Genomic DNA, 24,082 nt, shown 5'->3' with positions numbered 1-24,082 from the left:
ATGGCCATTGGATTCCAGCCCGGCCCATCGCGGCACTCGGGCATGAGTCATCAGCCGGCCTGGTTGCTGGCGGTGGTGCTGCTGGCGGCCTGGGCGATGGGGGCCCGTCTGGCCTGGCTGCAGCTGGCCCAGGGCCCCGAAAACCGCTTGCGGGCCGACCAGAACCGCATCCGCCTGGTGCCCCGTCACCCCGTCCGCGGCCGCCTGCTCGACCGCCATGGGGAAGTGCTGGCCACCAGCCGCCTCACCTACAACCTTTACCTCCAGCCCCGGCTGGTGCCGAAGGAGCGCTGGCCGGCCCTGCGCAACCAGCTCTCAAAGCTGCTGGCACTGCCGGCGAAGCAGCTGGAGCAGAACTACACCGAGGGGCTCCACGGCGACGGCTACCGCATCGAGCTGGCCAGTTCCCTCAGCAGTGTCCAGGCGCTGCGCTTCCGGGAGCAGGCGGCCAATCTCGATGGCGCCGAAGTCGATGTCGACTATCTGCGCTCCTACCCCGGCGGTCCCCTGGCCGCCCATGTGCTCGGCTACACCAGCGGCATCACCGAGGAGGAATTCGCCCGTCTGGCCGACAAGGGCTACCGGGTGCAGGACCGCATCGGGCGCACCGGGCTGGAGCAGGTCTATGAATCCCACCTGCGCGGCGAGTGGGGCGGCCAGCAGCTGGAGGTGAATGCCGAGGGCCAGGTGCAGCGGGTGCTGGGGGACAAACAGGCCCGCGCCGGCAAGGACCTGCGCCTCACCCTGGATCTGGAGCTGCAGCGCACCGCTGAGAAGGCCCTTGATGGGGTGAGCAAAGGGGCAATCGTGGCGATGGACCCCCGCACCGGCGCCATCCGCGCCATGGCGAGCCGTCCCAACTTCGACCCCAACATCTTCTCCACAGGACCCACCACGGCCCAGTGGAACAACATCAACCGCCCGGAAGCGCCCATGCTCAACAGGGCGATGCGGTCCTTCCCCCCCGCCAGCACCTTCAAGCTGATCAGCACGATCGCCGGCCTCGAATCGGGCCGCTACGGCCCCAAATCCACGATCTCCACCTCCGGCTCCTTCTGCTACGACGGTCAGTGCTACGCCGATCACGGCAGCTTCGGCAGCATCGGTTTCCCCTTCGCGCTGGCAGTGAGCAGCAACAGCTTCTTCTACCGACTGGGCCTGAAGGTGGGCTCCGAGGAGCTGTTCAAAGCGGCGCGGCGCCTGGGCTACGGCAGCCTCACCGGCATTGAACTGCGCGATGAGGAGAGTCCGGGGTTGCTGGGGGACAAGGCCTGGAAGAAAAAAGTGCTGGGCGAATCCTGGACATCCGTTGACACGATCACTTCAGCGATCGGTCAGGGGGCCGTTTCAGTGACGCCGCTGCAGATGGCGCGCCTCTATGCGGCTGTGGCCAACGGCGGCTGGCTGGTGACGCCCCACCTGGTGGAGCGCGATACCCCCCGCACCTGGATCGGCCTCAAGCCCACCACGCTCCAGGTGCTGCGCCAGGGTCTGCGCGAGGTGGTCACGAGCGGCACCGCCACCATGCTCAACGATCCCAGGCTGCCGGCGGTGGCCGGCAAGACCGGCACGGCCGAAGACCCGCCGCGCCCGGACCACGCCTGGTTCGGCGGCTATGCCCCAGCTGAGAAGCCCGATCTGGTGATCATTGCCCTCGGCGAGAACAGTGGTGGCTACGGCGGCACCATCGCCGTGCCGATGGTGAAGGCCCTGTTGGCCACCTGGTTCAAGCCGGCTCAGGCCGCCAGCTGAAGGGGGCTGCCGGCCACATCGCGGTAGAAACGGCGCAGCTGGGCGGTGGCTCCGGCCCAGCCCCAGCGCTCGGCTTCCTGGCGGGCTGCCAGCCGCAGCTGCTCGCGCCGCTCGGGGCTGGCCAGCAGCCGCAGGGTGGCGGCGGTGAGGGAGGCGTCGTCGTCGGGGTCGTAGAGGCAGCCGTTGACCCCATCGGTGACGATGTCGGGGATGCCGCCGCGGTTGGCGCCCACCACGGGGCAGCCCGCCGCCATCGCCTCCAGCAGCACCAGCCCCAGGGTTTCGGTGCTGGAGGGGAAGAGAAAGGCATCGGCACTGGCATAGGCGCTCGCCAGCTCCTCGCCGCCCAGATAGCCCACGAAGGTGGTGGCGGTTCCCTCGAACACCTTCTCCAGCTGCCCCCGGTGCGGGCCGTCGCCCACCAGGGCCAGCCGGGCCTGGGGCAGGGCGTCGAGCACCGGCCGGATCCGCTCGATCTGTTTCTCGGCTGACAGTCGACCCACATAGAGCAGCAGGCTGTCGCTGTCGGGATGGGGCCCCATCAACCGCCGCCGCATGGTCTCCGAGCGCAGCTCGGGCCGGAACATCTCGGTGTCGACCCCCCGCTGCCAGAGGGCGGTGTGCTGGATGCCCCGCTGAGCGAGCTCCTCCACCATCACCGAGGAGGTGCAGAGATTGAGCACGGCCTGGTTGTGGGCGGCCTTGAGCAGTTCCCAGAGCAGGGGCTCGAGCACGCCCATGCCGTAATGCTCCAGGTATTTGGGCAGGTGGGTGTGATAGCTGGCCACCAGCGGGATCTGGCGGGTGCGGGCCATCCAGATGCCCCCCAGCCCCAGCACCGCCGGGTTGACCACATGCACCACATCGGGCTGGAACGCCTCCAGGGCTTCGGCCACGGCCGGACGGGGCAGGGCGAGCTTCAGCTCCGGGTAGAGCGGCAGGGGCAGGGCCGGTACGCCGATCACCCGCGCGCCCCTGTAAATCGAGGGGGCTCCCTCTGGGCAGAACAGCAGCACCTCATCCCCGGCCCGCACCAGATGTTCCACGGTCTTGGTGAGACGCGTGACGATGCCGTCCACCTTGGGTAGGAAGGTTTCAGTGAACAGGGCGATCTTCACGGCAGCCGCAGTCGGTGCATGGTCCCGGGCTCAGACAACGGCCTTGAGGGCGGCCGCCTGGGTGGTGGTCCAGGAGGAGACGCAGGGAATGCGTGAGCGGTCGCAGCGGTCGGCCCAGCGCCGGGCTACATCCACCACTTCGCTGAGCAGGCCGTCTTCGAGGGTGGTGGGCTTGAGGCCCAGCTCGATCAGGCTGCGGTTATCCACAATCAAATCATTTTCGATCGCCTCCTTGCGCGGATTGGGCAGGTGACTCACCTGGGCGCCGGTGACCGCCGCCACTTTCTCCGCAAGATCCTTGACCTTGTGGCTCTCGGTCATCTGGTTGTGGATGCGCACCTTCTCGCCGGAGGCGGGCGGGTGATCGATTGCCAGCTCCACGCATTTGACCGAATCACGGATGTGGATGAAGGCGCGGGTCTGGCCGCCGGTGCCATGCACGCTGAGGGGATAGCCGATCGCGGCCTGCATCAGGAAGCGGTTGAGCACCGTGCCGTAATCGCCGTCGTAGTCGAAGCGGTTCACCAGGCGGGGATCGCGATCGGTGAGATCGGTGTTGGTGCCCCAGACAATGCCCTGGTGCAGGTCGGTGACGCGAATGCCGTCATTTTTGTTGTAGTAGTAAAAAAGAAGCTGATCCAGCGTCTTGGTCATGTGATAGATGCTGCCGGGATCCGTGGGGTGCAGGATCTTCTCGCGGAAGCGGCTGCCGTCGGCCTGGGGGACCTCGACGGTGAGATAGCCCTCGGGAATCGTGGCGCCCCGGTGGGAGCCGTAGCCGTAGACCCCCATGGTGCCCAGGTGCACGATGTGGATGTCGAGGCCGCTTTCAACGATCGCGCAGAGCAGGTTGTGGGTGCCGTTGACGTTGTTGTCGACGGTGTAGCGCTTGGTGGCGCTGGATTTCATCGAGTAGGGAGCCGCCCGCTGCTCGGCGAAATGGACCACGGCCTCCGGGCGCTCGCTGCGCAGCAGCTCCAGCAGCAGCTGGTAGTCCTGGGCGATGTCCAGGTGCACGAAGCGGATGGCGCGGCCGCCCGTCTCCTCCCAGGCCCGCAGGCGGTCATGCACGGTGGCGATCGGGGTGAGCGATTCCACCCCCAGATCCACGTCGATCTTGCGCCGGCTGAGGTTGTCGACCATGACCACCTCATGGCCGGCCTCGGCCAGATTTACGCAGCACGGCCAGCCGCAGAAGCCGTCGCCGCCGAGAACGAGAACCTTCACGTCTGAACTCCTGCTGAACGAGCCGATGCTCCTGGGGGCAAGCTACTACAGGCGTTCCGACCCCCCCAGCAGGCGGTCGGGATCCAGGAGCTCAGCTGATCCCCGCCGCCACCGCCACCATCACCAGCACCAGAGCGAGGCCCGCCAGCAGCAGGATGGTGGTTGAGCGGCTGCGGCTTGTCCCCGTCTCGATCACCTCCATGCGGGGCTCCCTGGCGAAGGCGTTGAGCTTGCCGCCGTCTTCCTTGGTCACCGACATGGCTGGGGCGCAGGGGAACCCGCAAGTTACCCAGTGCCAGCGCCCTTGACTCCGCCCTGAGAAGGACTGTTACGGGACCTGAGCCTGGGTGGCAGCGCCCACCAGGCCCTGCTGCGGTGAGCTGGCGCTGGCCTCGGAGCGCACCGGCAGCCGCCCGGCCAGGTAGGCGCCGCGACCGGCCTCGGTGGCCAGGGCCATGGCACGGGCCATGGCCACCGGATCGCCGGCCAGGGCGATGGCGCTGTTGATCAGCAGGGCATCGGCGCCCATCTCCATCGCCTGGGCCGCTTCGCTGGGAACGCCGATGCCGGCGTCCACCACCACGGGAATGCGGGCGCTCTCGATGATCAGTGCGATGTTGGCGGCGTTGCGGATCCCCTGGCCCGAGCCGATCGGAGAGCCCAGCGGCATCACCGTGGCGCAGCCGGCCTCCTCCAGCCGCCGCGCCAGCATCGGATCGGCGTTGATGTAGGGGAGCACCACGAAGCCTTCCCGCACCAGGACTTCAGCGGCCTCGAGGGTGCCGATCGGATCCGGCAGCAGGTGGCGGCTGTCCGGGATCACCTCCAGTTTCACGAAATTGTTGTCCTCCTGGCCGGCCAGCCGCGCCAGCTCCCGACCCAGCCGTGCCACCCGCACCGCCTCTTCGGCCGTGGCGCATCCGGCGGTGTTGGGCAGCATCCAGTGGTGGCTCCAGTCGATCGCCTCGATCAGGCCCCCATGGCCAGCGGCCAGCGACTGCACCCGGCGCACCGCCACGGTCACGATCTCGCAGGAGCTGGCCGCCAGGCTGGCTTTCATCGCCGCCAGGCTCGGATATTTGCCGGTGCCGGTCATCAGGCGGCTGCGGAAGGGCCGTCCCGCGATCACCAGGGTGTCGCTTTCCATTGGGATGTCGTCGAAGCCCCTGCCAGGCCGCGAAACTACCGCGAACGGTGGCCTTTGCGGCCGCTTGGGCCCGCTGGATGGCACGGCCGCCCTTAGCCTGAGCCCACGTGCCCTGAATTGTTTCGATGCCGCTGCTTCTGCCGCTGCTGCTGGCCGCCGCCCAGCCCCAGCTGGCCATGAACCCCCTGCCGGTGGGCAGTGTGGTGCCCTTCGGCGCACCGCCTAGCTCAGCGATGCAGGTGCTGGAGTCCGAGCTGGGTTCGGTGGAAACCTTCGACCCCATGGGCCGCGCTGTTGATCTGGCCCGCGACCTGCCCAGGGTGTGGTCGGGCGTCTACCGCTCCTTCAGTGGCGGGGCTCCCCTGCCGGTGAAGCTGCGCTTGGCGGAGGCCACCCCCATGGGCCAGATGGTCGACCTGCGCGGTGAGATGCAGGTGGGCGAGACCACCGTGGCGGTGCAGGGCAACCTCAACGCCAAATCCGATCAGCTCGATCTGTTGATGCTCTGCGACTGCGAAGTCGGCGGCATGGAGTCTGGAGGAGAGATCAGCGGCATGCAGGGTCTGGAACTGGCGGGCTGGATCGCGCCGCGGCTGACCAATCCCGGCGGTCGCTTCGATCTGCGCCCTGAGGCCGCAGCTCCAGCCAGTCCATCCGGAGGAGCCCCGGTGCGAGGGCTGTGGTGAGCCGATCGGTGCTTCTGAAGCCTTCAGCCTCAGGGAGCTGGTTTGCTTCAGGGTGCTTTCTTCGGCCCTGAAGCGTCGTTTTTGCTGGAGGCGGGGCGGCTGGCCGTTGGACCCATCCCTTGGGCAGGGCCAGCCGGCTCCACCACTTCGGCCGGAAAGCGACGGTCGAGCAGCTTCAGGCGTTTGCTGGTGGTCTTGTTGCCCGGATCGAGGGCCTGGGCCTGGTTATAGGCCTGGCGGGCCTCCTCGGGTAGCGATTGTCGCTCAAGGGCATAGCCCAGGTTGTTCAGGGCCACCGGGTAGTCGGCCTTGGCCTGGAGGGCCGATTTGTAGTGCCGGATGGCCGCGCCGTGGTTGCCCTGGGCCGCCACAGCGAAACCCAGGGCGTTCTGGATCAATGCCCGCGCTTCCCCCGGTTCGCCCTCCGAGCGCTTCAACGCCAGCTTGAGCGTGTCGACCGCCTGGTCGTAGAGGCGCTTGCGCAGTTGCACCGAGGCCAGCTCATAGAGCGTGGCGGAGTCCTTGGGGTCGTCCTTGACCTGAACCTCCAGCTTGGCCAGGCGAACTTCATCAGCCCGCACCCGCCAGACCTGCAGGCCGATCACCACGGCAGCACCCCCCAGCAGAACGATCAGGCCAATCAAATAGGCCTGTGGAAGGAGAAGGTCCATCGGGCCTGCGGGGGTTGGCTAGTGCGCGGAGTTTGGTTCGGGGGCCTGAAGGTTCAGGCGCTGGTGGCGCCCACCACGGCGCTGAAGCTGCCGGGATCGGCCAGGGCGAGCTGGGCGAGCATCTTGCGGTTCAGCTGCACATCGGAGCGCTTGAGCCCACCGATCAGACGGCTGTAGCTCAGGCCGTTGAGGCGAGCGGCGGCGTTGATGCGGGCAATCCAGAGGCGACGGAAATCGCGCTTGCGCCGGCGACGGTCGCGGTAGGCATTGCAGAGGGCCTTCATCACCCGCTGGTTTGCGGTGCGGAAGAGGCTGCCGTTGCCGCCCTGGAAGCCGCGGGCTAGGCGGAGGACCTTGTTGCGGCGTTTGCGGGCGACATTGCCCCTCTTAACGCGGGCCATGGAAATCTCTCAGTGGAACGGTGGGAATCAGGAGCTGCCGGCTTACGCCTGGCTTCTCAGCCTGCGTAGGGGAGCATGCGGCTCACGTTGTCGGCATCGCGCTCATCGACGACCGCCATGGTGCCGAGGTAACGCTTGCGCTTGGGGCTCTTGTGATCGAGCAGGTGGTTGTGGAAGGCGCGCCGACGCATGAACTTGCCACTGCCGGTCACCTTGAACCGCTTGGCAGCTGCTCGGCGGGTCTTGAGCTTCGGCATGTCGGGCGCTCTTTCACAAACAACCAAAGTACGACGCGGATGTCCCTTCCGCCAACTCCCCCAGGATTCTCCCCTCGGCCGTACGGTTTTTCGATGCGATTCTCCGCTCCTCTGTCCCTGCCCCGCCTGGCGCCCCTCGCCATGGGCTTCGGCAGCTCCCTGCTGATGGCTCCAGGCTGCCGGGCCATGCCTGCGGCGACCCTGCACTGGCCCACCTCCCCTCGGCCGGCCATCGAGCGCGGCCAGCCGGTGCTCTGGGTGGCCCTCGGTGCCCGGCTCGGGCCTACCCCCGGGGTGGCCGCCACCAAGGCGCCACCCCTGCTGCTGAAGGCGGCCGCCGGAAGCCTTGAGTTGGAGGACGCCCAAGGCCGCAAGCTCCAGGGTCCCAGCCTCAGCCTGCGCTGGCGCCAGCGACCCCTGCCGGAGCCCCTGCTGCTGGAGCGCTCTGTGATGGGGCCCTTCCCCAGTTTTGAAACCGCGGATCAGGCCGCCTCGGCCTGGCGCGCCCTTGGCGTGGAGCCGGTGATCGCCCATCCGGCGGAGTGGGAAGTGTGGGCTCCCCCCCGCACGGCTCCCCCCGAGGGCTTCCAGGCCAGGGACTGGAGGCGGGAGGAAACAAGCCGCCTGGAACTGGAGGCCACGGCGGCCGACGGCAGCGTGGTGGCGCTTGAGGCCCCCCTGCGCCTCAAGGCCCCCCAGGGCCTGAGCTGGGGCAAGGGGGTGTTCCAGGGGCCCTTCCGCCTGCAGGCCAATGCCTACGGCGGTTGGAGCCTGATCGAGCAGGTGCCCATCGAGCGTTACCTGCTGGGGGTGGTTCCCCATGAGATCGGTGCGGGCTCCCCAGCGGCGGCCCTCGCCGCCCAGGCCGTTCTCGCCCGCACCTGGGCCCTGCGCAACAGCCATCGCTACGACGTCGATGGGTATCACCTCTGCTCCGACACCCAGTGCCAGGTGTATGCCGACCCCCGTCAGGCGGGCGGAGCCGTGCGCCGTGCCGTGGAGGCCACCCGCGGCCAGGTGCTGAGCTGGCAGGGGCAGCCGATCCACGCCGTGTATCACGCCAGCAACGGCGGTATCTCGGCTGGATTCGAGGAGGTCTGGAGCGGCCCTCCCCTGCCCTATCTCCAGGCCCGCCCTGACGGGCCACCGGCCTTTGCCCAGCGCTTCGAGGTGCCCCTCCCTGCCGCCTCCCTGCCGGAACTGCTGCGTCAGGGGGGCAGTGCCTATGGAGCCGACCATCCCCTGTTTCGCTGGACCCGTCAGCTGGATGGCACCCGCATCCGCCAGTCCCTGGAGAAGGGACCCGGCGGCGTCGGTGAGCCCCGGGAGATCAAGGTGCTTGAGCGCGGCCCCAGCGGCCGGGTGCTGGCCCTCTCGGTGGTGGGCAGCGGCGGCCAGCGGGTGCTGCGCCGCGACGCCATTCGCCGGACCTTCCGGCAACTGCCGAGCACCCTCTTCGTGCTCAAGCCCGACGGGGCCGGCCGCTGGAGTTTCAGCGGTGGGGGCTTCGGCCACGGCGCCGGCCTCTCCCAGCAGGGGGCCATTGATCTGGGCGGTCGTGGCTGGAGCCTGAACCGGATCCTGGCGCACTATTACCCCGGCACTGAGCTGGTGGGCATCGAAACCCTCAGTGGGGGCCTTTAGAGTTCCCTCCGACGCGGACTAGCCACGCCGGCGCGCTTGCCATGACGGAGTTGCCATGACAGCCACCGGTTCCAGCCCCAGGGGCCGCCGCGGCAAAGCCGCCCTGTTCGTTCTGCTCTGTGGCTGGGCCGGGGTGGCGCCCCACTGGCTGGAGCCGCCCCGCAACCTGCTGCCCGCCGCCAGCCTCACCCTGCTGCTGGGCGCCTATGTGGTGCGCACCGTGCTGGGACAGCTCTGGCGCCGCAACAGGGCCCAGGGATCGATCGACGGGCCCGCCCCCTTTGGCAGCACCTGCGGCGACGCCTCCTGGACTGGCCCCTGGCCCGCGGTGGATGTGGTGGTGGCGGCCCGCGATGAGCAGGCCGTGGTCGGCCGGCTGGTGGAGCGGGTCAGCCGACTGCGCTACCGCCATGGGGTTCTGCGTCTCTGGGTGGTGGATGACGGCAGCGAGGACCGCACGCCCGAGTTGCTCCAGGCCCTGGAAGCGAGCACGCCGATGCTGCGGGTGCTACGCCGCCCCCGCCTGGCCGGCGGCGGCAAATCGGGAGCTCTCAATGCGGTGCTGGAGCAGCTCGAAGGCCGCTGGATGCTGGTGCTCGACGCCGACGCCGGCTTCCAGGAGGATCTGCTCGAGAGGCTGATCCCCAGGGCTGAGCAGGGCGGCTGGTCGGCGATGCAGCTGCGCAAGGCGGTGGTGAATGCGGGCAGCAATCTGCTCACCCGCGCCCAGGCGATGGAAATGGCCCTCGATGCTGTGGTGCAGGAGGGCCGTCTGGCCGGCGGCGGTGTGGCGGAGTTGCGCGGCAATGGCCAGCTGCTGCGCCGGGACGCGATCACCCGGGTGGGTGGCTTCAACGAGGAGACCGTCACCGATGACCTCGACCTCAGTTTTCGGCTGTTGCTGGCCGGTGAGCCTGTGGGTGTGCTCTGGGATCCCCCGGTGGAGGAGGAGGCGGTGCTCACCATTCCGGCCCTCTGGCGCCAGCGACAGCGCTGGGCGGAAGGCGGCCTGCAGCGCTTCTTCGACTACTGGCCGGGGCTCCTCTCCCAGCGCTTGAATCCGGACCAGAAGCTCGATCTCACCAGCTTCTTCCTGCTGCAGTACGTGCTGCCGATGGTTTCGGTGGTCGACCTGCTCAGCGCCCTGGCCACCCGCACCGCGCCCACGGCCTGGCCCCTCTCGATCGTGGCCCTCGGCCTCTCCGGCGCAGCGATCGTGGCCGGCTGCCGCCGCCCCAGCGAAGGTCCTCCCCTGCCGGCGATGAACCCCTTGGCGGCGGCGCTGGGGATCACTTATCTCATGCACTGGTTCGTGGTCATCCCCTGGGTCACCCTGCGCATGGCGCTGCTGCCCAAGCGCCTGGTCTGGGCCAAGACCCAGCACCTGGGCAGCGACAGCAGCATCGAGAGCAGCGACGACGCTCTCACCGCCAGCCTCGATCCCCTGGCGGATCCCCTCTCGGATCCCTCCACCCAACCCTCATGAGCCGGCCGGTTCACTCCCCAGATTCACCCCTGGGATTCACTCCTCCAGACTCACCACTTCGCCGTTGAAGAAGTCGGCCAGGAGTCGGGCCTGATCATCGAGTGGTTGCCGTTCAGGCCGCTCAGGGGTTGGGTTCGTTGCCGCCTGAGCCTGGGGCGGCGCGGCCGGGATGGTTGTTGCCTGGGAGGCCACCGCTGGCGGCACAGTGGGCCTGGGTGCCACGGGCCTGGTTATCACAGCTGGGGTGACCACCGGGCCGCTGGGCTGGTCGGCGGAGGCCTCCAGCAGCACCTGGCGGGGGCTGCCCAGGGCCTGGTGCAGTGCCGTCTCCAGCAGGGGCAGGCGGCTCTGCACCATGGCGATCCACTTGCTGCTGACCCGCACCACCGCCCGCTGGTCATCGAGGCGCAGCAGGGAGGCCTGCTGGGAGAGGAGCATGCGGGTGGAGGGCAGCTCCAGGCTGGAGAGAATCTGCTGCCACATCTCGCCGAGATCCTGATGCTCCTGTCCGGGTGCCGGGCCGGGTGCTCGAGCGGACGCCGGAGCGTTGGCTGCAGCCAACGCTGGGCTGGCTGAACTGCGGACTGGGGCAGGCGCAGGGGCCGTGGCTTCCATTGCTGTTGGCGTTGGCGCTGCTGCTGGCTGGGGGGCTGCCGTGGTTGGTGTGGCTTCAGATGCCTGGGGCAGAGCCACCGGAGCCGGAGCCCGCGGTCGTGCCGCCGCCGTGGCTGCTACTGGGGCTGCAGCCGTCGCCGTCGGTTCCGCCAGCAGTCCCAGCAGCAGCACCTCCAGCCAGAGCCTGGGTTGGGCGCTCTGGCGCAGCTGCTGCTCACTGCCCTTGAGCTGCGCCTGCCAGCTCAGCAGCCGCGCTTTGCCGATGCGGCGGGCCTGCTCTGGCAACAGTGGCTGCAGCTGGAGGCTGACTGCGGTCAGCTCCAGCCGGTCCGGGGCCACACCGGCCAGCACCAGATCCCGCAGCAGGCTGGCGAGCCCCTGCAGCACCGCCCCGGGTTCCCTCCCCCGCTCCAGCAGGCGCCGGCAGGTCTCGAGGATCGCCAGGGGATCGCCCTCCCCCATGGCGGCCACCAGTTCGAGAAGCTCCTGCTCCGGCACCGCGCCCAGCAGCTCCCACACCGCCGCGGCCTCGATCGGCGCACTCAGCAGGCTGAGCTGATCCAGCAGGCTCTCGGCATCGCGCAGCCCCCCCTGGGCCCGCAGCGCCACCACGTGCAGGGCTTCGGGGGTGATGCCGATCTCCTCCTCTCCGGCGATGAAGCGCAGATGACCCTCCAGGGCCTCCAGAGGAATGCGGCGGAAGTCGAAGCGCTGGCAGCGGGAGAGGATCGTGGGCAGCACCCGCTGGGGATCGGTGGTGGCCAGCACGAACACCACCCGTGGCGGTGGTTCCTCCAGGGTCTTGAGCAGGGCGTTGAAGGCGGCGGTCGAGAGCATGTGGCACTCATCGATCACGTAGACCTTCCAGCGTGCCTGCACCGGCGCGAAGCGGGAGCGCTCGATCAGCTCGCGGATGTTGTCGACGCCGGTGTTGGAGGCGGCATCGATCTCGATCACATCGAGGGCGTTGCCGGCGGTGATCGAGCGGCAAAGCTCACAACTGCCGCAGGGCTCGGGGGTGGGCCCTTCCGCAGAGAGGCAATTGAGGGAGCGCGCCAGGATCCGGGCGCTGGAGGTCTTGCCCGTGCCCCGGGGACCGCTGAACAGATAGGCCGGCGCGATCCGGTTCTGGCGCAGGGCGCTGCTGAGGGTGGAAGCGACCGCCTCCTGGCCCACCAGCTGATCGAAGCGCTGGGGTCTGTACTTCTGGGGCAGGGGCAGGTAGGCCCGGGCCTGGGTCATGGAGGCTGCTCCCCGGACGGCCTGGCCCCTGAGGCTACTCAGCGGGTTTCGGCTCCAGCAGGCGCTCCAGGCGCTCCTCCATCACCTCCACCTCCTCCAGCTGGTCGGCCAGGTTCTGGGCCGCCAGACGCAGCTTCGTGAACGGCTCCGAGGGGCCGTCCTGGCCCTCTCCCCAGCGGGCCTCCGCCCGGGCCAGCTCCGCCTCCAGCTTCTGTTGCAGCTTCAGGCGCAGGCCATCGAGCTGCTCCAGGCTCTGCAGGGCTAGGGTCCGGCCCTTCTCCAGCTGCTCCCCATCCAGGTTGAGGCCCTGCCGAAGCAGCAGACGCACGCCGGTGATCAGGGCCGCCGGCACCAGCTGGCCGAGCATCAGGGCCCCGAGGCTGCCGGTGTGCAGCCAGCCCTCCACCTGGGCGCTGCGGTGACGGCCGGTCTTGCACCAGATGGCGAAGTGCTCGCAGTTGTTGAAGATCAGGTTGTAGCGCTGCTCCCCCAGCCGGCCCATGGCACGGCGCAGGGTCGTGCCCAAAGGAGAGATCTCGGCGGGGTCGTAGGCCACCACCGCCAGGGGTTCACCACGGCTGAACTCCTGCAGCGGTGAGCGCAGGATTGCCCGGCCCTCCAGGTAATGGGCCACGCTGCCGTCGCCCAGGTCGATGCCGTGGTGGTTGAACAGACCGTGCTGCCGGGGCACCTGGAGATGGTCGGCGGCTGCCATGGGCCGTGATCGCGGGTCAGGACCGCTTCACCCTGCCGCCTGGCTTGCGGGCGGAGCAAGGAGGGTCGGGGGTGGATAGCCGCTCAGGCTGTTTCCTGCTGCGTGACCACGCTGGGGTAGGGCAGCACCTTGGCTTTGCTGCGCTGCTCCACCAGCTCACGGGTGATCGTGTAGCTGCTGACCTCGTTGTTGGAGGGCAGGTCGTACATCAGATCCAGCATCAGTTCCTCGACGATGCCCCGCAGCGCCCTGGCCCCGGTGCGGCGACGGTGGGCTTCGAGGGCGATCGCCTCGATGGCGCCGGGCTCGAACTCCAGGCGCACGCTGTCCATGCTCATCAGCGTCTGGAACTGCTTGATCAGGGCATCGCGGGGTTCGGTGAGGATCGACTCAAGGGAGCGCACATCCAGGGGCTCCAGCACGGCGCTCACGGGCAGCCGGCCGGTGAATTCGGGAATCAGGCCGTAGCGCACCAGGTCGTCGGGTACCAGGTGACGCAGCACATGGCTGGCCTTGAGTTCGCGGTGCCCACGGCCGCGGCCATCGGCGGGCAGGAAGCCGATCGAATTGCGGCCCAGGCGCCGCTGCACCACCTCTTCGAGGCCCACGAAGGCGCCGCCGCAGATGAACAGGATCTGGCTGGTGTCGATCTGGATGCAGTCCTGGTAGGGATGCTTGCGGCCCCCCTGGGGCGGAACGTTGGCGACGGTGCCCTCCAGCATCTTCAGCAGGGCCTGCTGCACCCCTTCTCCAGAGACATCACGGGTGATCGAGGGGTTCTCGCTCTTGCGGGCGATCTTGTCGATCTCATCGATGTAAATGATGCCGCGCTGGGCCTGCTCCACATCGAGATCGGCCTTCTGCAGCAGACGCAGCAGGATGTTCTCCACGTCTTCCCCCACGTAGCCGGCCTCGGTGAGGGTGGTGGCATCGGCCACGGCGAAGGGCACATCGAGCAGCTCGGCCAGGGTCTGGGCCAGGAGGGTCTTACCGCAGCCAGTGGGGCCGATCAGCAGGATGTTCGACTTGTGCAGCCGGGTGGCGCTGCGGTCGGTCTCGCCCTTGCCATCCCCTTGCCAGGCCAGGCGCTTGTAGTGGTTGTAGACCGCCACCGAGAGCACTTTTTTGGCCTCGTCCTGGCCCACCACCTGCTGATCGAGGAAGGCCTTGATCTCCTGGGGCCTGGGGATGCTCGCCAGGGTGGGGGCGGGCTTGCTGCTCTTCTTGACGGCGGGTTTACGGCCCTGGTCGCTGTGGGGCCTGGCGCTGCCATGGCTCTCCACCAGCTCTTCATCGAGGATCTCGTTGCAGAGATCGATGCACTCATCGCAGATGTAGACCCCGGGTCCGGCGATCAATTTGCGCACCTGCTCCTGAGATTTGCCGCAGAACGAGCACTTGAGATGGGCGTCGAACTTGGCCATCGGGCTGGGGCGTCCTGGTCAGGGGGTTGGGGCAGGGGCCGGCCATCCAGAATCGGCCGGAACCCAGGGTTTGTCAGCAGAACTTAATGATCAAGCCGGAGTGGTGTCATCCACGACACGATCGATCAATCCGTAACTGACGGCCTCGGTCGGAGACAAAAAGTAGTCCCGGTCGGTGTCCTCCGCAATCTTCTCCAGGGGCTGACCGGTGTGTTCCGCCATCAGACCGTTGAGGGTGTCTTTGAGGAACAGGATCTCCTTGGCCTGGATTTCGATGTCGACAGCCTGGCCCTGGGCGCCGCCGAGGGGCTGGTGGATCATGATCCGCGCGCTGGGCAGGGCCATGCGCTTGCCCTTGGCGCCACCGGAGAGCAAGAACGCCCCCATGCTGGCCGCCAGGCCGTAACAGATGGTCACCACATCAGGGGCCACCTGCTGCATCGTGTCGTAGATGGCCAGCCCCGCCGTGACGGAGCCGCCCGGTGAATTGACGTAGATCTGGATGTCCTTTTCGGGATCCTCCGCTTCCAGGAACAGGAGCTGGGCCACCAGGGAGTCGGCCACCTGGTCGTCGATGCCGGAGCCCAGGAAGATGATCCGCTCGCGCAGCAGGCGGGAGTAGATGTCGAACGCCCGCTCACCGCGCCCCGACTGCTCCACCACCGTGGGCAACACGCCTGGCGAGGCCTGCCAGCTGTTGTGGATCGGATGGGAGCGAAGGGCTTCGATCACGCGGCCGGGGCAGGGGAAATGGGACAGACCGTCAATCTATGGCGGCCTCAGGCCTGGTCGTCGTCGGCACTGGCGGCCGCCTCGGCCTCAGGGGCCTTCTCGGTGAGGGTGCTGTGGGCCTCAAGCCACTCCAGCAGGCATTCGCGCAGCAGGTCCTCGCCCACCGCTTCGCGCAGGCGCAGCGGATCGATCGAACTGGTGTCGCTCAGACCCTGGCTTACCTCTTGCACCTTGGCTTCGATCGCGGCGGCCTCCGGACGGATGCCTTCGGCTTCGGCCAGGGCCTTGAGGGCGAAGCTGCGCCGCAAACGCTGCTCGGCCTCGGGGCGGGAGCTATCCACCAGGCTGCGCACCAGATCGGGGGTGAACAGCTTCTTGATGTCCATCCCCTGCTGGGCGATCTGGGAGGCGGTCTGCTCGATCAGTGAGCGGATCTCCTGCTGGATCAGCGTCTCGGGCAGGTCCACCTCTAGCTGCTCCACCAGGGCCGCCAGCAGGGCGTCGTGGCGGCTGCTGCGGGCCCTCCGTTCGGCGTCCTCCCGCAGACGGGTCTCCAGGTCGGTTCTGAGCTCTTCGAGGGTCTCCTTGTCACTGGCCTCCTTGGCGAAGGCGTCATCAAGGGCCGGCAGTTCGCGCGCCTTCAGTTCCTTGAGGGTGATGCTGAAACTGGCCTCGCGGCCCTGGGCCGCCTCTTGGGGGTAGTCGTCGGGGAAGCGGCAGCTGACCTCACGCTCCTCGCCCACGGCCATGCCGAGGATGCCCGCCACGAAGCCGGGGATCATGCGCTGCTCCTCGAGTTCCACCTCCATGGCGTCGGAGCTGCCACCCTCGATCGCCGCGCCGGTGTCGACAAAGCTGCCGCTGAAGGCCACCACCGCCACGTCACCGGTGGCGGCGGGACGATCCTCCACGGGCACCAGGGTGGCCAGTTGGCGACGTGATTGCTCGATCATCTCCTCGACCCGCGCGGGGTCGTAACTGATCAGCTCGACTTCGGCCGTGAGCCCTTTTGTGGCCTTAAGGCTGGGGGTGGGCTGCACGTCCAGCTCAAGGATGAGAGTGAGGTCTTCACCGGGGCTGAAGCGCTCCAGCAGAGCTTCGAAGCCCTCGCTCAACTCGGGGCTGCTGAGGGCCTCGATCTTCTCCTGCTCCAGGGCATCCCGCCAGACACTGTCCACCAGGTCTTCGAGGGCGGTGGCGCGAATGCGCAGGGGGCCGATCTGCTGCAGCAGCACCGGACGGGGCACCTTGCCCTGGCGGAATCCGGGCAGACGCACGCTGCGGCTGAGTTTCACCACCGCGGCTTCGTAGCTGGCCTGGGAGCGGCCACCGGGGACGGCCACCTCCAGCGCCAGGCGGCTGCCGGGGCGGGGGCTGGTCTTGACCTTCAGGGCGGTGCTCATGGCGAAACGGCCGTGCCGTGGCATTGCAGCCCCCGATTCTAGGAAGTCGTCCTCCAGCTGATTCAGTGGGCCCGCCAGCGGCGCGGGCAGCGTATTGTGTGCGCAACGACATGTGGTCGTTGATAGCCACCAGGACCTTTCGGTTCCTCTCGAGCCTCCGGTCCGGCGTGCACAGCTCCCTCCGCCCCGCGGAGCGTGACGCTGGCCCAGGCTCCCCCCAGTCTTTCCTGTTCTCCCGCACTTCTTCTTCTCCCCCTCCAGTTCCGCCTGATGGCTCTCCGGTTCAACCGGTTCATCCTTCCCTGCGTCCGTTGCTACTGCCCCAGCCGAACCAGGCCATCGCCCTGGCCGGGCTCCAGGATCAGTCCTCCCTTCAGTGCATTCACTCCTTCCTGCCGTTGTCAAGCACCGCCTCCTTCCCATCTCTCCCCAACCGTCCCCTGACAGTGGCTGTCCTCGGCGCCACCGGCGCCGTGGGACAGGAGCTGCTGGAGCTGCTGGCGGAGCGCCAGGTCCCGATCGCTGAGCTGCGCCTGCTGGCCTCTGAGCGCTCCGCTGGACGCCAACTCGTCTGGAAGGGCCGCGAGCTCACGATCGAGGCCGTTGCTGCAGGCTCCTTTGAGGGGGTGGATCTGGTGCTGGCCTCTGCCGGAGGCTCGATTTCACGGCGCTGGGCGCCGGTGGCGGTGGCGGCGGGCGCGGTGGTCATCGACAACTCCAGTGCCTTCCGCCTCGATCCCGAGGTGCCGCTGGTGGTGCCGGAGGTGAATCCTCAGGCGGCCCTGGAGCATCAGGGCATCATCGCCAACCCCAACTGCACCACGATCCTGCTCACCTTGGCCCTGGCCCCCCTGCAGGCGCGCCGGCCGATCCGCCGGGTGGTGGTTAGCACTTATCAGTCGGCCAGCGGTGCCGGGGCCCGGGCGATGGAGGAACTGCGCACCCTCAGCCGCACCGTGCTGGATGGCGGTGAGCCCCTGAGCGAGGTGCTGCCCCATTCCCTGGCCTTCAATCTTTTCCTGCACAACTCCCCTCTGCAGCCCAGTGGCTACTGCGAGGAGGAGCTCAAGATGCTGCACGAAACCCGCAAGATCATGGCTCTGCCGCAACTGCGGCTCACGGCCACCTGCGTGCGGGTGCCGGTGCTGCGGGCCCACTCCGAGGCGGTGAACATCGAGTTCGAGCAACCCTTCCCAGTCGAGGAGGCCAGGGCGCTGCTGGCGGTGGCCCCGGGGGTGGAGCTGCTGGAGGATTTCGCCGCCAACCGCTTCCCGATGCCCACCGATGTCACCGGCCGCGATCCGGTGGCCATTGGCCGCATCCGCCAGGACCTCAGCGACCCCAACGCCCTGGAGCTCTGGCTCTGTGGTGATCAGATCCGCAAGGGGGCGGCCCTCAACGCCGTGCAGATCGCCGAGTTGCTGCTGAAGCCGGCCCAGCCGGCGCAGGTCCCAGCCCCTTCAGCCGCCCGAGGTGCCGTTTGAGCAGCACAGCGGCACAGCCCAACGCAGCACAGCTCAGCACGGGTCCACCACAACCGCCCTTCGGCAGGATGCTGACCGCCATGGTGACCCCGTTCAGCCCGGATGGCGCGGTGGACCTTGATCTGGCCGCGCGCCTGGCAGGACACCTGGTGGACCATGGCTCCGACGGTCTGGTGCTTTGCGGCACCACCGGTGAGTCACCCACCCTGAGCTGGCAGGAGCAGCACGAGCTGTTTGAGGCCGTGAAGGGTGCGGTGGCGGGTCGGGCCTTGGTGCTCGCCGGCACCGGCAGCAACTGCACGGCCGAGGCCATCGAAGCGATCGGACGGGCGGACGGGGAAGGCGCCGACGGAGCTTTGGTGGTGGTGCCCTATTACAACAAGCCACCCCAGCAAGGCTTGGAAGCCCATTTTCGTGCGATCGCCCAGGCGGCCCCCGGCCTGCCGGTGATGCTCTACAACATCCCGGGCCGCACCGGCTGCAGCCTTGAGCCGGCCACCACGGCCCGCCTGCTCGACCTCGCCAATGTGGTGAGCTACAAGGCCGCCAGCGGCAGCACCGATGAAGTGAGTCAGCTGCGGCTGCTCTGCGGCGATCGCCTGGCGATCTACAGCGGCGACGATGCCCTGACCCTGCCGATGCTGGCGGTGGGTGCCGTCGGCGTGGTGAGCGTGGCCAGTCATCTGGTGGGACGCGAGATCCAGCGCATGATCTCCGCCTTTCTGGCCGGCGAGCTGGCTGCGGCCCTGGCCCTGCACGAACGGCTGCTGCCCCTCTGCCGGGCCCTATTCGCCACCACCAATCCCATTCCCGTCAAAGCCGCCCTTGAACTGGAGGGCTGGCCCGTGGGCGCCCCCCGTCTTCCGCTGGTCTCCGCCGACAGCGACGTCCGTGCTCGATTGACCTCCGCCCTGGCTGCCCTGCGTCCTACCTGACGCCACGGCTTAGCTCCAGCGCAGTGCCGCCTGGAGTTCTCGCAACAGCAACACTCCGATTCAGTTCAGTTTCCGTTCATTTTTCCTGCAACCCTTCGTTTCCTCTCCCATGAGCTCAAGCAACAGCAAAAATTCCCCCACCAACAAGCAGCCGGCCCTGCGGGTCATCCCCCTCGGCGGTCTGCATGAGATCGGCAAGAACACCTGCGTTTTTGAATACGGCGATGAGCTGATGCTGGTGGATGCCGGCCTCGCCTTCCCCAGTGATGGAATGCACGGCGTCAACGTGGTGCTGCCGGACACCAGCTACCTGCGTGAAAACCAGAAGCGCATCCGCGGCATGATCGTGACACATGGTCACGAAGATCATATCGGCGGGATTCCCCACCACCTCAAGAACTTCAGCATTCCTGTGATCTATGGCCCGAGGCTGGCCATGTCGATGCTTCAGGGCAAGATGGAGGAGGCGGCCGTCACCGATCGCACCATCATCCAGACGGTGAGCCCTCGGGATGTGGTCAAGGTGGGCCAGCACTTCCAAGTGGAGTTCATCCGCAACACCCACTCGATTGCCGACAGCTTCAGCCTGGCGATCACCACCCCGGTGGGTGTGGTGATCTTCACCGGCGACTTCAAGTTCGACCACACCCCTGTGGATGGCGAGTACTTCGACATCCAGCGGATGGCTCACTACGGCGAGCAGGGCGTGCTTTGCCTGTTCAGTGACTCCACCAACGCCGAGGTGCCCGGCTTCACCCCGCCCGAGCGCTCGGTGTTCCCGAACCTCGACCGCCACTTCGCCAATTCCGACGGTCGGGTGATCGTCACCACCTTCGCCAGTTCGGTGCACCGGGTTTCGATGATCCTGGAGCTGGCGATGAAGCACGGCCGCAAGGTGGGTCTGCTGGGCCGTTCCATGCTCAACGTGATTGCCAAGGCGCGTGAGCTCGGGTACATCCGCTGCCCCGATGAGCTGTTCGTGCCGATCAAGCAGATCCGCGACCTTCCCGATCGCGAAACCCTGCTGCTGATGACCGGCAGCCAGGGCGAACCCCTGGCGGCCCTCAGCCGTATTTCCCGTGGTGAGCACCCCCAGGTGCAGGTCAAACCAACCGACACGATCATCTTCTCCGCCAGCCCGATCCCCGGCAACACCATCTCGGTGGTGAACACCATCGACCGGCTGATGATGATGGGCGCCAAGGTGGTCTACGGCAAGGGCGAAGGTATTCACGTGTCGGGCCATGGCTGCCAGGAAGACCACAAGCTGATGCTTGCCCTCACCCGGCCGAAATTCTTCGTGCCGGTTCACGGCGAGCACCGCATGCTCGTGTGCCACTCGCGCACGGCCCAGTCGATGGGGATTCCCGCCGACAACATGCTGATCATCGACAACGGTGATGTGGTGGAGCTCACCCCCACCACCATCCACAAGGGGGTTCCGGTCAAGGCCGGCATCGAACTGCTGGATGCCTCCCGCAACGGCATCGTCGACAACCGTGTGCTCAAGGAACGCCAGCAGCTGGCCGAAGACGGCGTCATCACCCTGCTGACCGTGATCAGCACCGATGGCGTCATGGGCGCTCCACCGCGGGTGAACCTGCGCGGTGTGGTCACCACCGCCGATGCCCGCCGGCTCTCGGTTTGGGCCGAGCGGGAGATCGGCTGGGTGCTGGACAACCGCTGGAATCAGCTGGCCCGTAACACCGGCGGCACGGCCCCCGAGGTGGACTGGGTGGGTGTGCAACGGGAGATTGAGGTGGGTCTGCAGCGCCGCTTGCGGCGTGAGCTGCAGGTGGAGCCGCTGATCATCTGCCTGGTGCAGCCGGCTCCGGCCGGCACCCCGGCCTACAAGGGCCGCGCCGATGCCGAGCCCGATAGCCGTCCGGCCCCCCGCGGCGGTCGCCGCGAGAGCTCAGGCCGTGAACCCGTGATCCGCAACCATGCGGCTCCTCAGCGGGTTGTGGGCACCGTCGCCGTGGCTGTCGCCGCTATGGCCACGGCTTCGGCGACGGCCACCATGCCCGTCGCCACCAAGATCCCCGTCAGCGCCCCCGTGGACCAGGTGGTGGAAACCAAGCCGGAAGAACCGGAAATGCCCGCCAACCGCGTGCGTCGTCGCCGCTCCACCGCCGCCAGCTGAGCGGCTGCGGGCTGGGTGGCTCCGGGGGCTGGGTGGCTCCGCTGCTGCTCAGCCCAGCACCACCCGCAGCAGTCCCTTGGCCAGCTCCGCATCCTCCTCCGGGCTGAAGCGCCTTCGGCCTGTGTCCTTGTTTGGGCTGACGCTGGGCTCCACCAGCACCTCCACCCGCACCTCCTCCAGCTCGGCGCTGTCACGAGGAGCAGGAGCCAGGCTCAGGGGGGCTGCCCCCATCGAAGTCAGATCCGCGGCCCAGGGCATCGCGGCGGCCTGGCTGGCTTCGGGCTGGCTGGCTCTGGGCTGGCTCTGCTCACAGAGGGCCAGTCCCTCGGCGGCCAGATCGTTGTAGGTGCTCCCCTGGGTGGCCGTGGCCTGCACCTGGCTGTAGAGCTCGCCGGCGGCGTCGGGCTGACGCAAGCCATAGAAGTGAATGTGCCCCAGCAGCAGTTTCAGCCGCAGGCTGTGGGGATCGCTGGCCTCCAGTGGCGTGGCGTTGAGCAGGTCCTGCCCCTCTTGCAGGGCCTCGGTGAAGCGGCCCTGGCTGTAGGCCAGCTCCACGCTCTTGTAGGCCTGATCGAAGCCGCTGGTGGTCATGGGTTGGTGGGGGCTGACGCCGACCCGGCTGCGGGACGGCTGGATGGATCCGCGTGATCGCTTGGCTCCAGTTGCAGCCGCAGGCTGTAACGGTCCCAGTGGAGGCTTCTGCCTCCGGGCAAGGACAGGCTGCCAGGCCCCTGGCTGAGCGGCAACCGGCGCCTCAGGGCTTCAAGGCTCCTGGCCCCCAGCCTCACCCCAGCGCTGCGCTCCAGCCAGAGATTGAGCAGCAGCGCCTGGCTGCTGGCGGAGAGCTCGCTCAGCCGTCGGCGCTGCAGAGCTGATCCCTGCCCCCTCTGGCCTGCAGCAGCCTCTGGGGCTGGCGGGGTCTGCAGGGCTGTGAGGGCCAGCAGGGCCAGCTCCTCGCTGAGGTCCTGGGTGCTCTCCAGACGCTCGGCGAGGGCCCCCAGACGGCGCCAGGCCCCGGGGTGGAGGTCCTCCAGCACCGGCAGCACCTCGTGGCGCAGGCGGTTGCGGCTGAAGCGGGGATCGGCGTTGCTGGGATCCAGCCACAGGGGCAGCTGCTGCTGCTCACAGAAGGCTGCGGTCTCGGCCCGGGAGAAGCCGAGCAGCGGCCGCACCAACTCAATGCCGCCGCAGAGGGGACGCCGCGCGCGCAGGCTGCTCAGCCCGCGCAGGCCGCAGCCCCTGGCCAGGTTGAACAGCAGGGTCTCGGCCCGGTCACTGCCGGTATGGCCGCTGACGACGCGGGGGCAGCTGAGGCTGAGGGCCTGCTCCCTCAGGCGCTCGTAGCGCCAGCGGCGCCCAGCCTCCTCACGGCCGCTGCTGGCGGAGGCGGCTCCAGCGGGGGCCTGCTCCACCCGCATCGGCAGCCCCAGGCCGGCGGCCCAGGCCGCCAGTTCCCCGGCCTGATCAGCGGCTTGCTCGCGCCAACCGTGATTGCCGTGCCAGAGGTGCAGCTCCCAGCCATGCAGGTGCCTCAGCTGCAGCAGCAGGACCGTCAGGGCCATCGAGTCCTGGCCACCGGAGACGGCCAGCAGCAGACACTCCCCCCTGGGCAGGAGCTGGGGGTCCGCCAGCAGCCGCTGCTGCAGCCGCTGCTGCAGGGGACCCCATGGGAGGATCGCTTTCATCTGCCCTGTTCGCCGATGTCGCGCCTCACCAGCCTGCCCGCTTCCCTGCAAGCGGCGCTGCACTCCCGGCGGCTGTTGAAGGTGATCGCCGGCCTGGCCAACTTCGAGGCGGCCAGCGTGGAGCGCATCAGCCGGGCCGCCGGAGCCGCTGGCGCCGACCTGCTCGATGTGGCCTGCGATCCGGCCCTCGTGCGCCTCTCTGCTGAGGTCTCCGGCCTGCCGGTATGTGTTTCGGCCGTGGATCCTGCGCTGTTCCCTGCCGCCGTGGCCGCTGGCGCCGCGATGGTGGAGATCGGCAATTTCGATTCGTTCTATCCCGAAGGGCGGATCTTCGGGGCCGAGGAGGTGCTGGCCCTCACCCGCCATACCCGGCAGCTGCTTCCGGATGTGGTGCTCTCGGTCACGGTGCCCCATGTCCTTCCCCTCGATCAGCAGCAGCAGCTGGCCATCGAGCTGGCCGCCGCTGGCGCCGACCTGATCCAGACCGAAGGGGGCACCAGCGCCCGCCCCTTCAGCCCCGGAGTCCTGGGCCTGATCGAGAAGGCCGCGCCCACCCTGGCGGCGGCCCACGCCATCAGCCGGGCTGTGGAGATTCCCGTGCTCTGCGCCTCTGGCCTCTCGGCGGTCACCTTGCCGATGGCTATCGCCGCCGGTGCCCATGGCGTGGGGGTGGGCTCGGCGGTGAACCGTCTTGATGACGAGCTGGCGATGATGGCGGTGGTGCGCGGCCTGCGCGAGGCCCTGGCCGCTGTGCCGGTGGCGGTGGGCTGAGTCGCCGGGGCTGAGGCTGGCCTGCCGGCTTGTGACGGTTCGGCAGCCTTGGCTTGGCTAAGTCAGGGGCCCTTGTTTAGCCTTAGGCCCTTGTTGTTTCCTTTCCCATGGGCGCGTTCATCTGGCTCCTGCAATGGCCGATCCGCGCGGTTGTGCTGTTGATCGTGGGCGCCCTGCCCCTCGGTGTCGAGTTCAGTGGCTTTGGCACTGCTCTGCTGTCCGCGGCGGTGATCGGTCTGCTGGGCACGCTGCTGATCTGGCCGTTGAGGCTGGTGCTGGCGCTGCCCTGGGCGCTCACCAGCCTGGGCGGGATGGTGACACCGATCACCGCCGTCTACAACTGGGTGATCACGATCGTGCTGTTTGCCCTGGCGGCCTGGCTGATTCAGGGCTTCCGGCTCAAGAACGGTCTGATCAGTGCGGCCCTCGGCGCCATCGTCTACAGCGTGCTCAGCACTTTGATCCTGGGCTGGCTCGGCCTTGATGTGAGCTTCACCCGGGCGGCGGCCGCCCTCTCCGCGGCGGTCGGCGTGGGCTGAGGGTG

The 24,082-nt window shown here is 68.2% G+C and carries 23 protein-coding genes; 9 read left to right on the top strand and 14 right to left on the bottom strand.

Translation table 11 applies throughout. The features are described from left to right. Positions 1–1,752, top strand: coding sequence for a penicillin-binding protein 2 (mrdA, locus tag KBY67_RS00290; RefSeq protein ID WP_255107370.1), 1,752 nt, complete (start codon positions 1–3; stop codon positions 1,750–1,752). On the opposite strand, the gene KBY67_RS00285 is transcribed toward mrdA, so the two are convergent. From KBY67_RS00285 to KBY67_RS00270, 4 genes are all read right to left on the bottom strand, one after another. Then, entirely contained in the window at positions 1,737–2,870 is a 1,134-nt protein-coding gene (locus tag KBY67_RS00285) for a glycosyltransferase family 1 protein (RefSeq protein ID WP_255107368.1), read from the bottom strand. The genes mrdA and KBY67_RS00285 overlap by 16 nt on opposite strands. A gap of 30 nt (positions 2,871–2,900) precedes the next feature. Continuing rightward, entirely contained in the window at positions 2,901–4,097 is a 1,197-nt protein-coding gene (locus tag KBY67_RS00280) for an NAD-dependent epimerase/dehydratase family protein (protein WP_255107366.1), read from the bottom strand. Positions 4,098–4,188: 91 nt separating this feature from the next. Next, complete coding sequence (psb34, locus tag KBY67_RS00275; protein ID WP_255107365.1) at positions 4,189–4,356, bottom strand: photosystem II assembly protein Psb34; 168 nt, start codon at positions 4,354–4,356, stop codon at positions 4,189–4,191. A 69-nt stretch (positions 4,357–4,425) separates the two neighbouring features. Beyond that, on the bottom strand, positions 4,426–5,244 hold the full coding sequence (locus KBY67_RS00270; RefSeq protein WP_255107363.1) for a thiazole synthase: 819 nt from the start codon (positions 5,242–5,244) through the stop codon (positions 4,426–4,428). Between the two features lie 125 nt (positions 5,245–5,369). Between KBY67_RS00270 and KBY67_RS00265 the strand changes: the two genes are divergently transcribed. Then, entirely contained in the window at positions 5,370–5,930 is a 561-nt protein-coding gene (locus KBY67_RS00265) for a hypothetical protein (RefSeq protein ID WP_255107361.1), read from the top strand. A 47-nt stretch (positions 5,931–5,977) separates the two neighbouring features. Here the strand turns inward: KBY67_RS00265 and KBY67_RS00260 are convergent, their stop codons facing one another. From KBY67_RS00260 to rpmI, 3 genes are read right to left on the bottom strand one after another with little or no spacing between them, the layout of a single operon-like run. Then, the gene (locus tag KBY67_RS00260) at positions 5,978–6,601 is read right to left on the bottom strand and encodes a tetratricopeptide repeat protein (RefSeq protein WP_255107359.1); all 624 of its coding nucleotides are present in this window, start codon (positions 6,599–6,601) and stop codon (positions 5,978–5,980) included. Between the two features lie 53 nt (positions 6,602–6,654). Then, positions 6,655–7,002 carry a 50S ribosomal protein L20 gene (gene rplT / locus KBY67_RS00255; RefSeq protein ID WP_255107357.1) on the bottom strand — a complete coding sequence of 116 codons (348 nt, stop codon included), beginning with the start codon at positions 7,000–7,002 and terminating at the stop codon, positions 6,655–6,657. 56 nt (positions 7,003–7,058) lie between these two features. Continuing rightward, the gene (gene rpmI, locus KBY67_RS00250) at positions 7,059–7,259 is read right to left on the bottom strand and encodes a 50S ribosomal protein L35 (protein WP_094554864.1); all 201 of its coding nucleotides are present in this window, start codon (positions 7,257–7,259) and stop codon (positions 7,059–7,061) included. 93 nt (positions 7,260–7,352) lie between these two features. Here rpmI and KBY67_RS00245 point away from each other — a divergent pair, with 93 nt between their 5' ends. Next, positions 7,353–8,903: a SpoIID/LytB domain-containing protein gene (locus KBY67_RS00245; protein ID WP_255107355.1), complete on the top strand. Its 1,551-nt coding sequence runs from the start codon at positions 7,353–7,355 to the stop codon at positions 8,901–8,903. 55 nt (positions 8,904–8,958) lie between these two features. Continuing rightward, positions 8,959–10,389: a glycosyltransferase family 2 protein gene (locus tag KBY67_RS00240; RefSeq protein WP_255107353.1), complete on the top strand. Its 1,431-nt coding sequence runs from the start codon at positions 8,959–8,961 to the stop codon at positions 10,387–10,389. A gap of 36 nt (positions 10,390–10,425) precedes the next feature. On the opposite strand, the gene KBY67_RS00235 is transcribed toward KBY67_RS00240, so the two are convergent. From KBY67_RS00235 to tig, 5 genes are all read right to left on the bottom strand, one after another. Next, positions 10,426–12,246 carry a DNA polymerase III subunit gamma/tau gene (locus KBY67_RS00235; protein ID WP_255107345.1) on the bottom strand — a complete coding sequence of 607 codons (1,821 nt, stop codon included), beginning with the start codon at positions 12,244–12,246 and terminating at the stop codon, positions 10,426–10,428. 34 nt (positions 12,247–12,280) lie between these two features. Next, entirely contained in the window at positions 12,281–12,961 is a 681-nt protein-coding gene (locus KBY67_RS00230; protein ID WP_255107343.1) for a lecithin retinol acyltransferase family protein, read from the bottom strand. Positions 12,962–13,044: 83 nt separating this feature from the next. Continuing rightward, a complete protein-coding gene (gene clpX, locus KBY67_RS00225; protein ID WP_255107341.1) occupies positions 13,045–14,385 on the bottom strand; it encodes an ATP-dependent protease ATP-binding subunit ClpX in 1,341 nt (446 codons plus the stop codon). Positions 14,386–14,475: 90 nt separating this feature from the next. Then, positions 14,476–15,117 (bottom strand): ATP-dependent Clp endopeptidase proteolytic subunit ClpP, encoded by a 642-nt coding sequence (gene clpP / locus KBY67_RS00220; RefSeq protein WP_255107339.1) that lies wholly within the window; start codon positions 15,115–15,117, stop codon positions 14,476–14,478. 47 nt (positions 15,118–15,164) lie between these two features. After that, positions 15,165–16,520 (bottom strand): trigger factor, encoded by a 1,356-nt coding sequence (tig, locus tag KBY67_RS00215; protein ID WP_255107338.1) that lies wholly within the window; start codon positions 16,518–16,520, stop codon positions 15,165–15,167. A 398-nt stretch (positions 16,521–16,918) separates the two neighbouring features. On the opposite strand from tig, the gene KBY67_RS00210 reads away from it, so the two are divergent. The 3 genes from KBY67_RS00210 (at position 16,919) to KBY67_RS00200 (ending at position 21,082) form a co-directional block, all read left to right on the top strand. Next, complete coding sequence (locus KBY67_RS00210; protein WP_255107596.1) at positions 16,919–18,004, top strand: aspartate-semialdehyde dehydrogenase; 1,086 nt, start codon at positions 16,919–16,921, stop codon at positions 18,002–18,004. Positions 18,005–18,072: 68 nt separating this feature from the next. After that, positions 18,073–18,939, top strand: a complete 867-nt coding sequence (dapA, locus tag KBY67_RS00205; protein ID WP_255107337.1) for a 4-hydroxy-tetrahydrodipicolinate synthase — start codon at positions 18,073–18,075, stop codon at positions 18,937–18,939. A 109-nt stretch (positions 18,940–19,048) separates the two neighbouring features. Then, positions 19,049–21,082, top strand: a complete 2,034-nt coding sequence (locus KBY67_RS00200; protein WP_255107336.1) for a ribonuclease J — start codon at positions 19,049–19,051, stop codon at positions 21,080–21,082. Positions 21,083–21,130: 48 nt separating this feature from the next. Here the strand turns inward: KBY67_RS00200 and KBY67_RS00195 are convergent, their stop codons facing one another. Together KBY67_RS00195 and tilS are read right to left on the bottom strand one after the other, a co-directional pair. Then, positions 21,131–21,673, bottom strand: a complete 543-nt coding sequence (locus KBY67_RS00195; protein WP_255107335.1) for a hypothetical protein — start codon at positions 21,671–21,673, stop codon at positions 21,131–21,133. Next, positions 21,670–22,767, bottom strand: coding sequence for a tRNA lysidine(34) synthetase TilS (tilS, locus tag KBY67_RS00190; RefSeq protein ID WP_255107334.1), 1,098 nt, complete (start codon positions 22,765–22,767; stop codon positions 21,670–21,672). The genes KBY67_RS00195 and tilS overlap by 4 nt, the downstream gene beginning before the upstream one ends. 15 nt (positions 22,768–22,782) lie before the next feature. Between tilS and KBY67_RS00185 the strand changes: the two genes are divergently transcribed. Both KBY67_RS00185 and KBY67_RS00180 read left to right on the top strand, forming a co-directional pair. After that, complete coding sequence (locus tag KBY67_RS00185) at positions 22,783–23,538, top strand: DUF561 domain-containing protein (RefSeq protein ID WP_255107333.1); 756 nt, start codon at positions 22,783–22,785, stop codon at positions 23,536–23,538. Between the two features lie 107 nt (positions 23,539–23,645). Next, positions 23,646–24,077 carry a phage holin family protein gene (locus tag KBY67_RS00180; RefSeq protein WP_255107329.1) on the top strand — a complete coding sequence of 144 codons (432 nt, stop codon included), beginning with the start codon at positions 23,646–23,648 and terminating at the stop codon, positions 24,075–24,077. Positions 24,078–24,082: the final 5 nt, after the last annotated feature.

The sequence above is a fragment of the Synechococcus sp. RedBA-s genome (assembly GCF_024345495.1).
Lineage (GTDB): Bacteria > Cyanobacteriota > Cyanobacteriia > PCC-6307 > Cyanobiaceae > Regnicoccus_A.
This window is presented reverse-complemented; position numbering and strand designations above follow the sequence as displayed.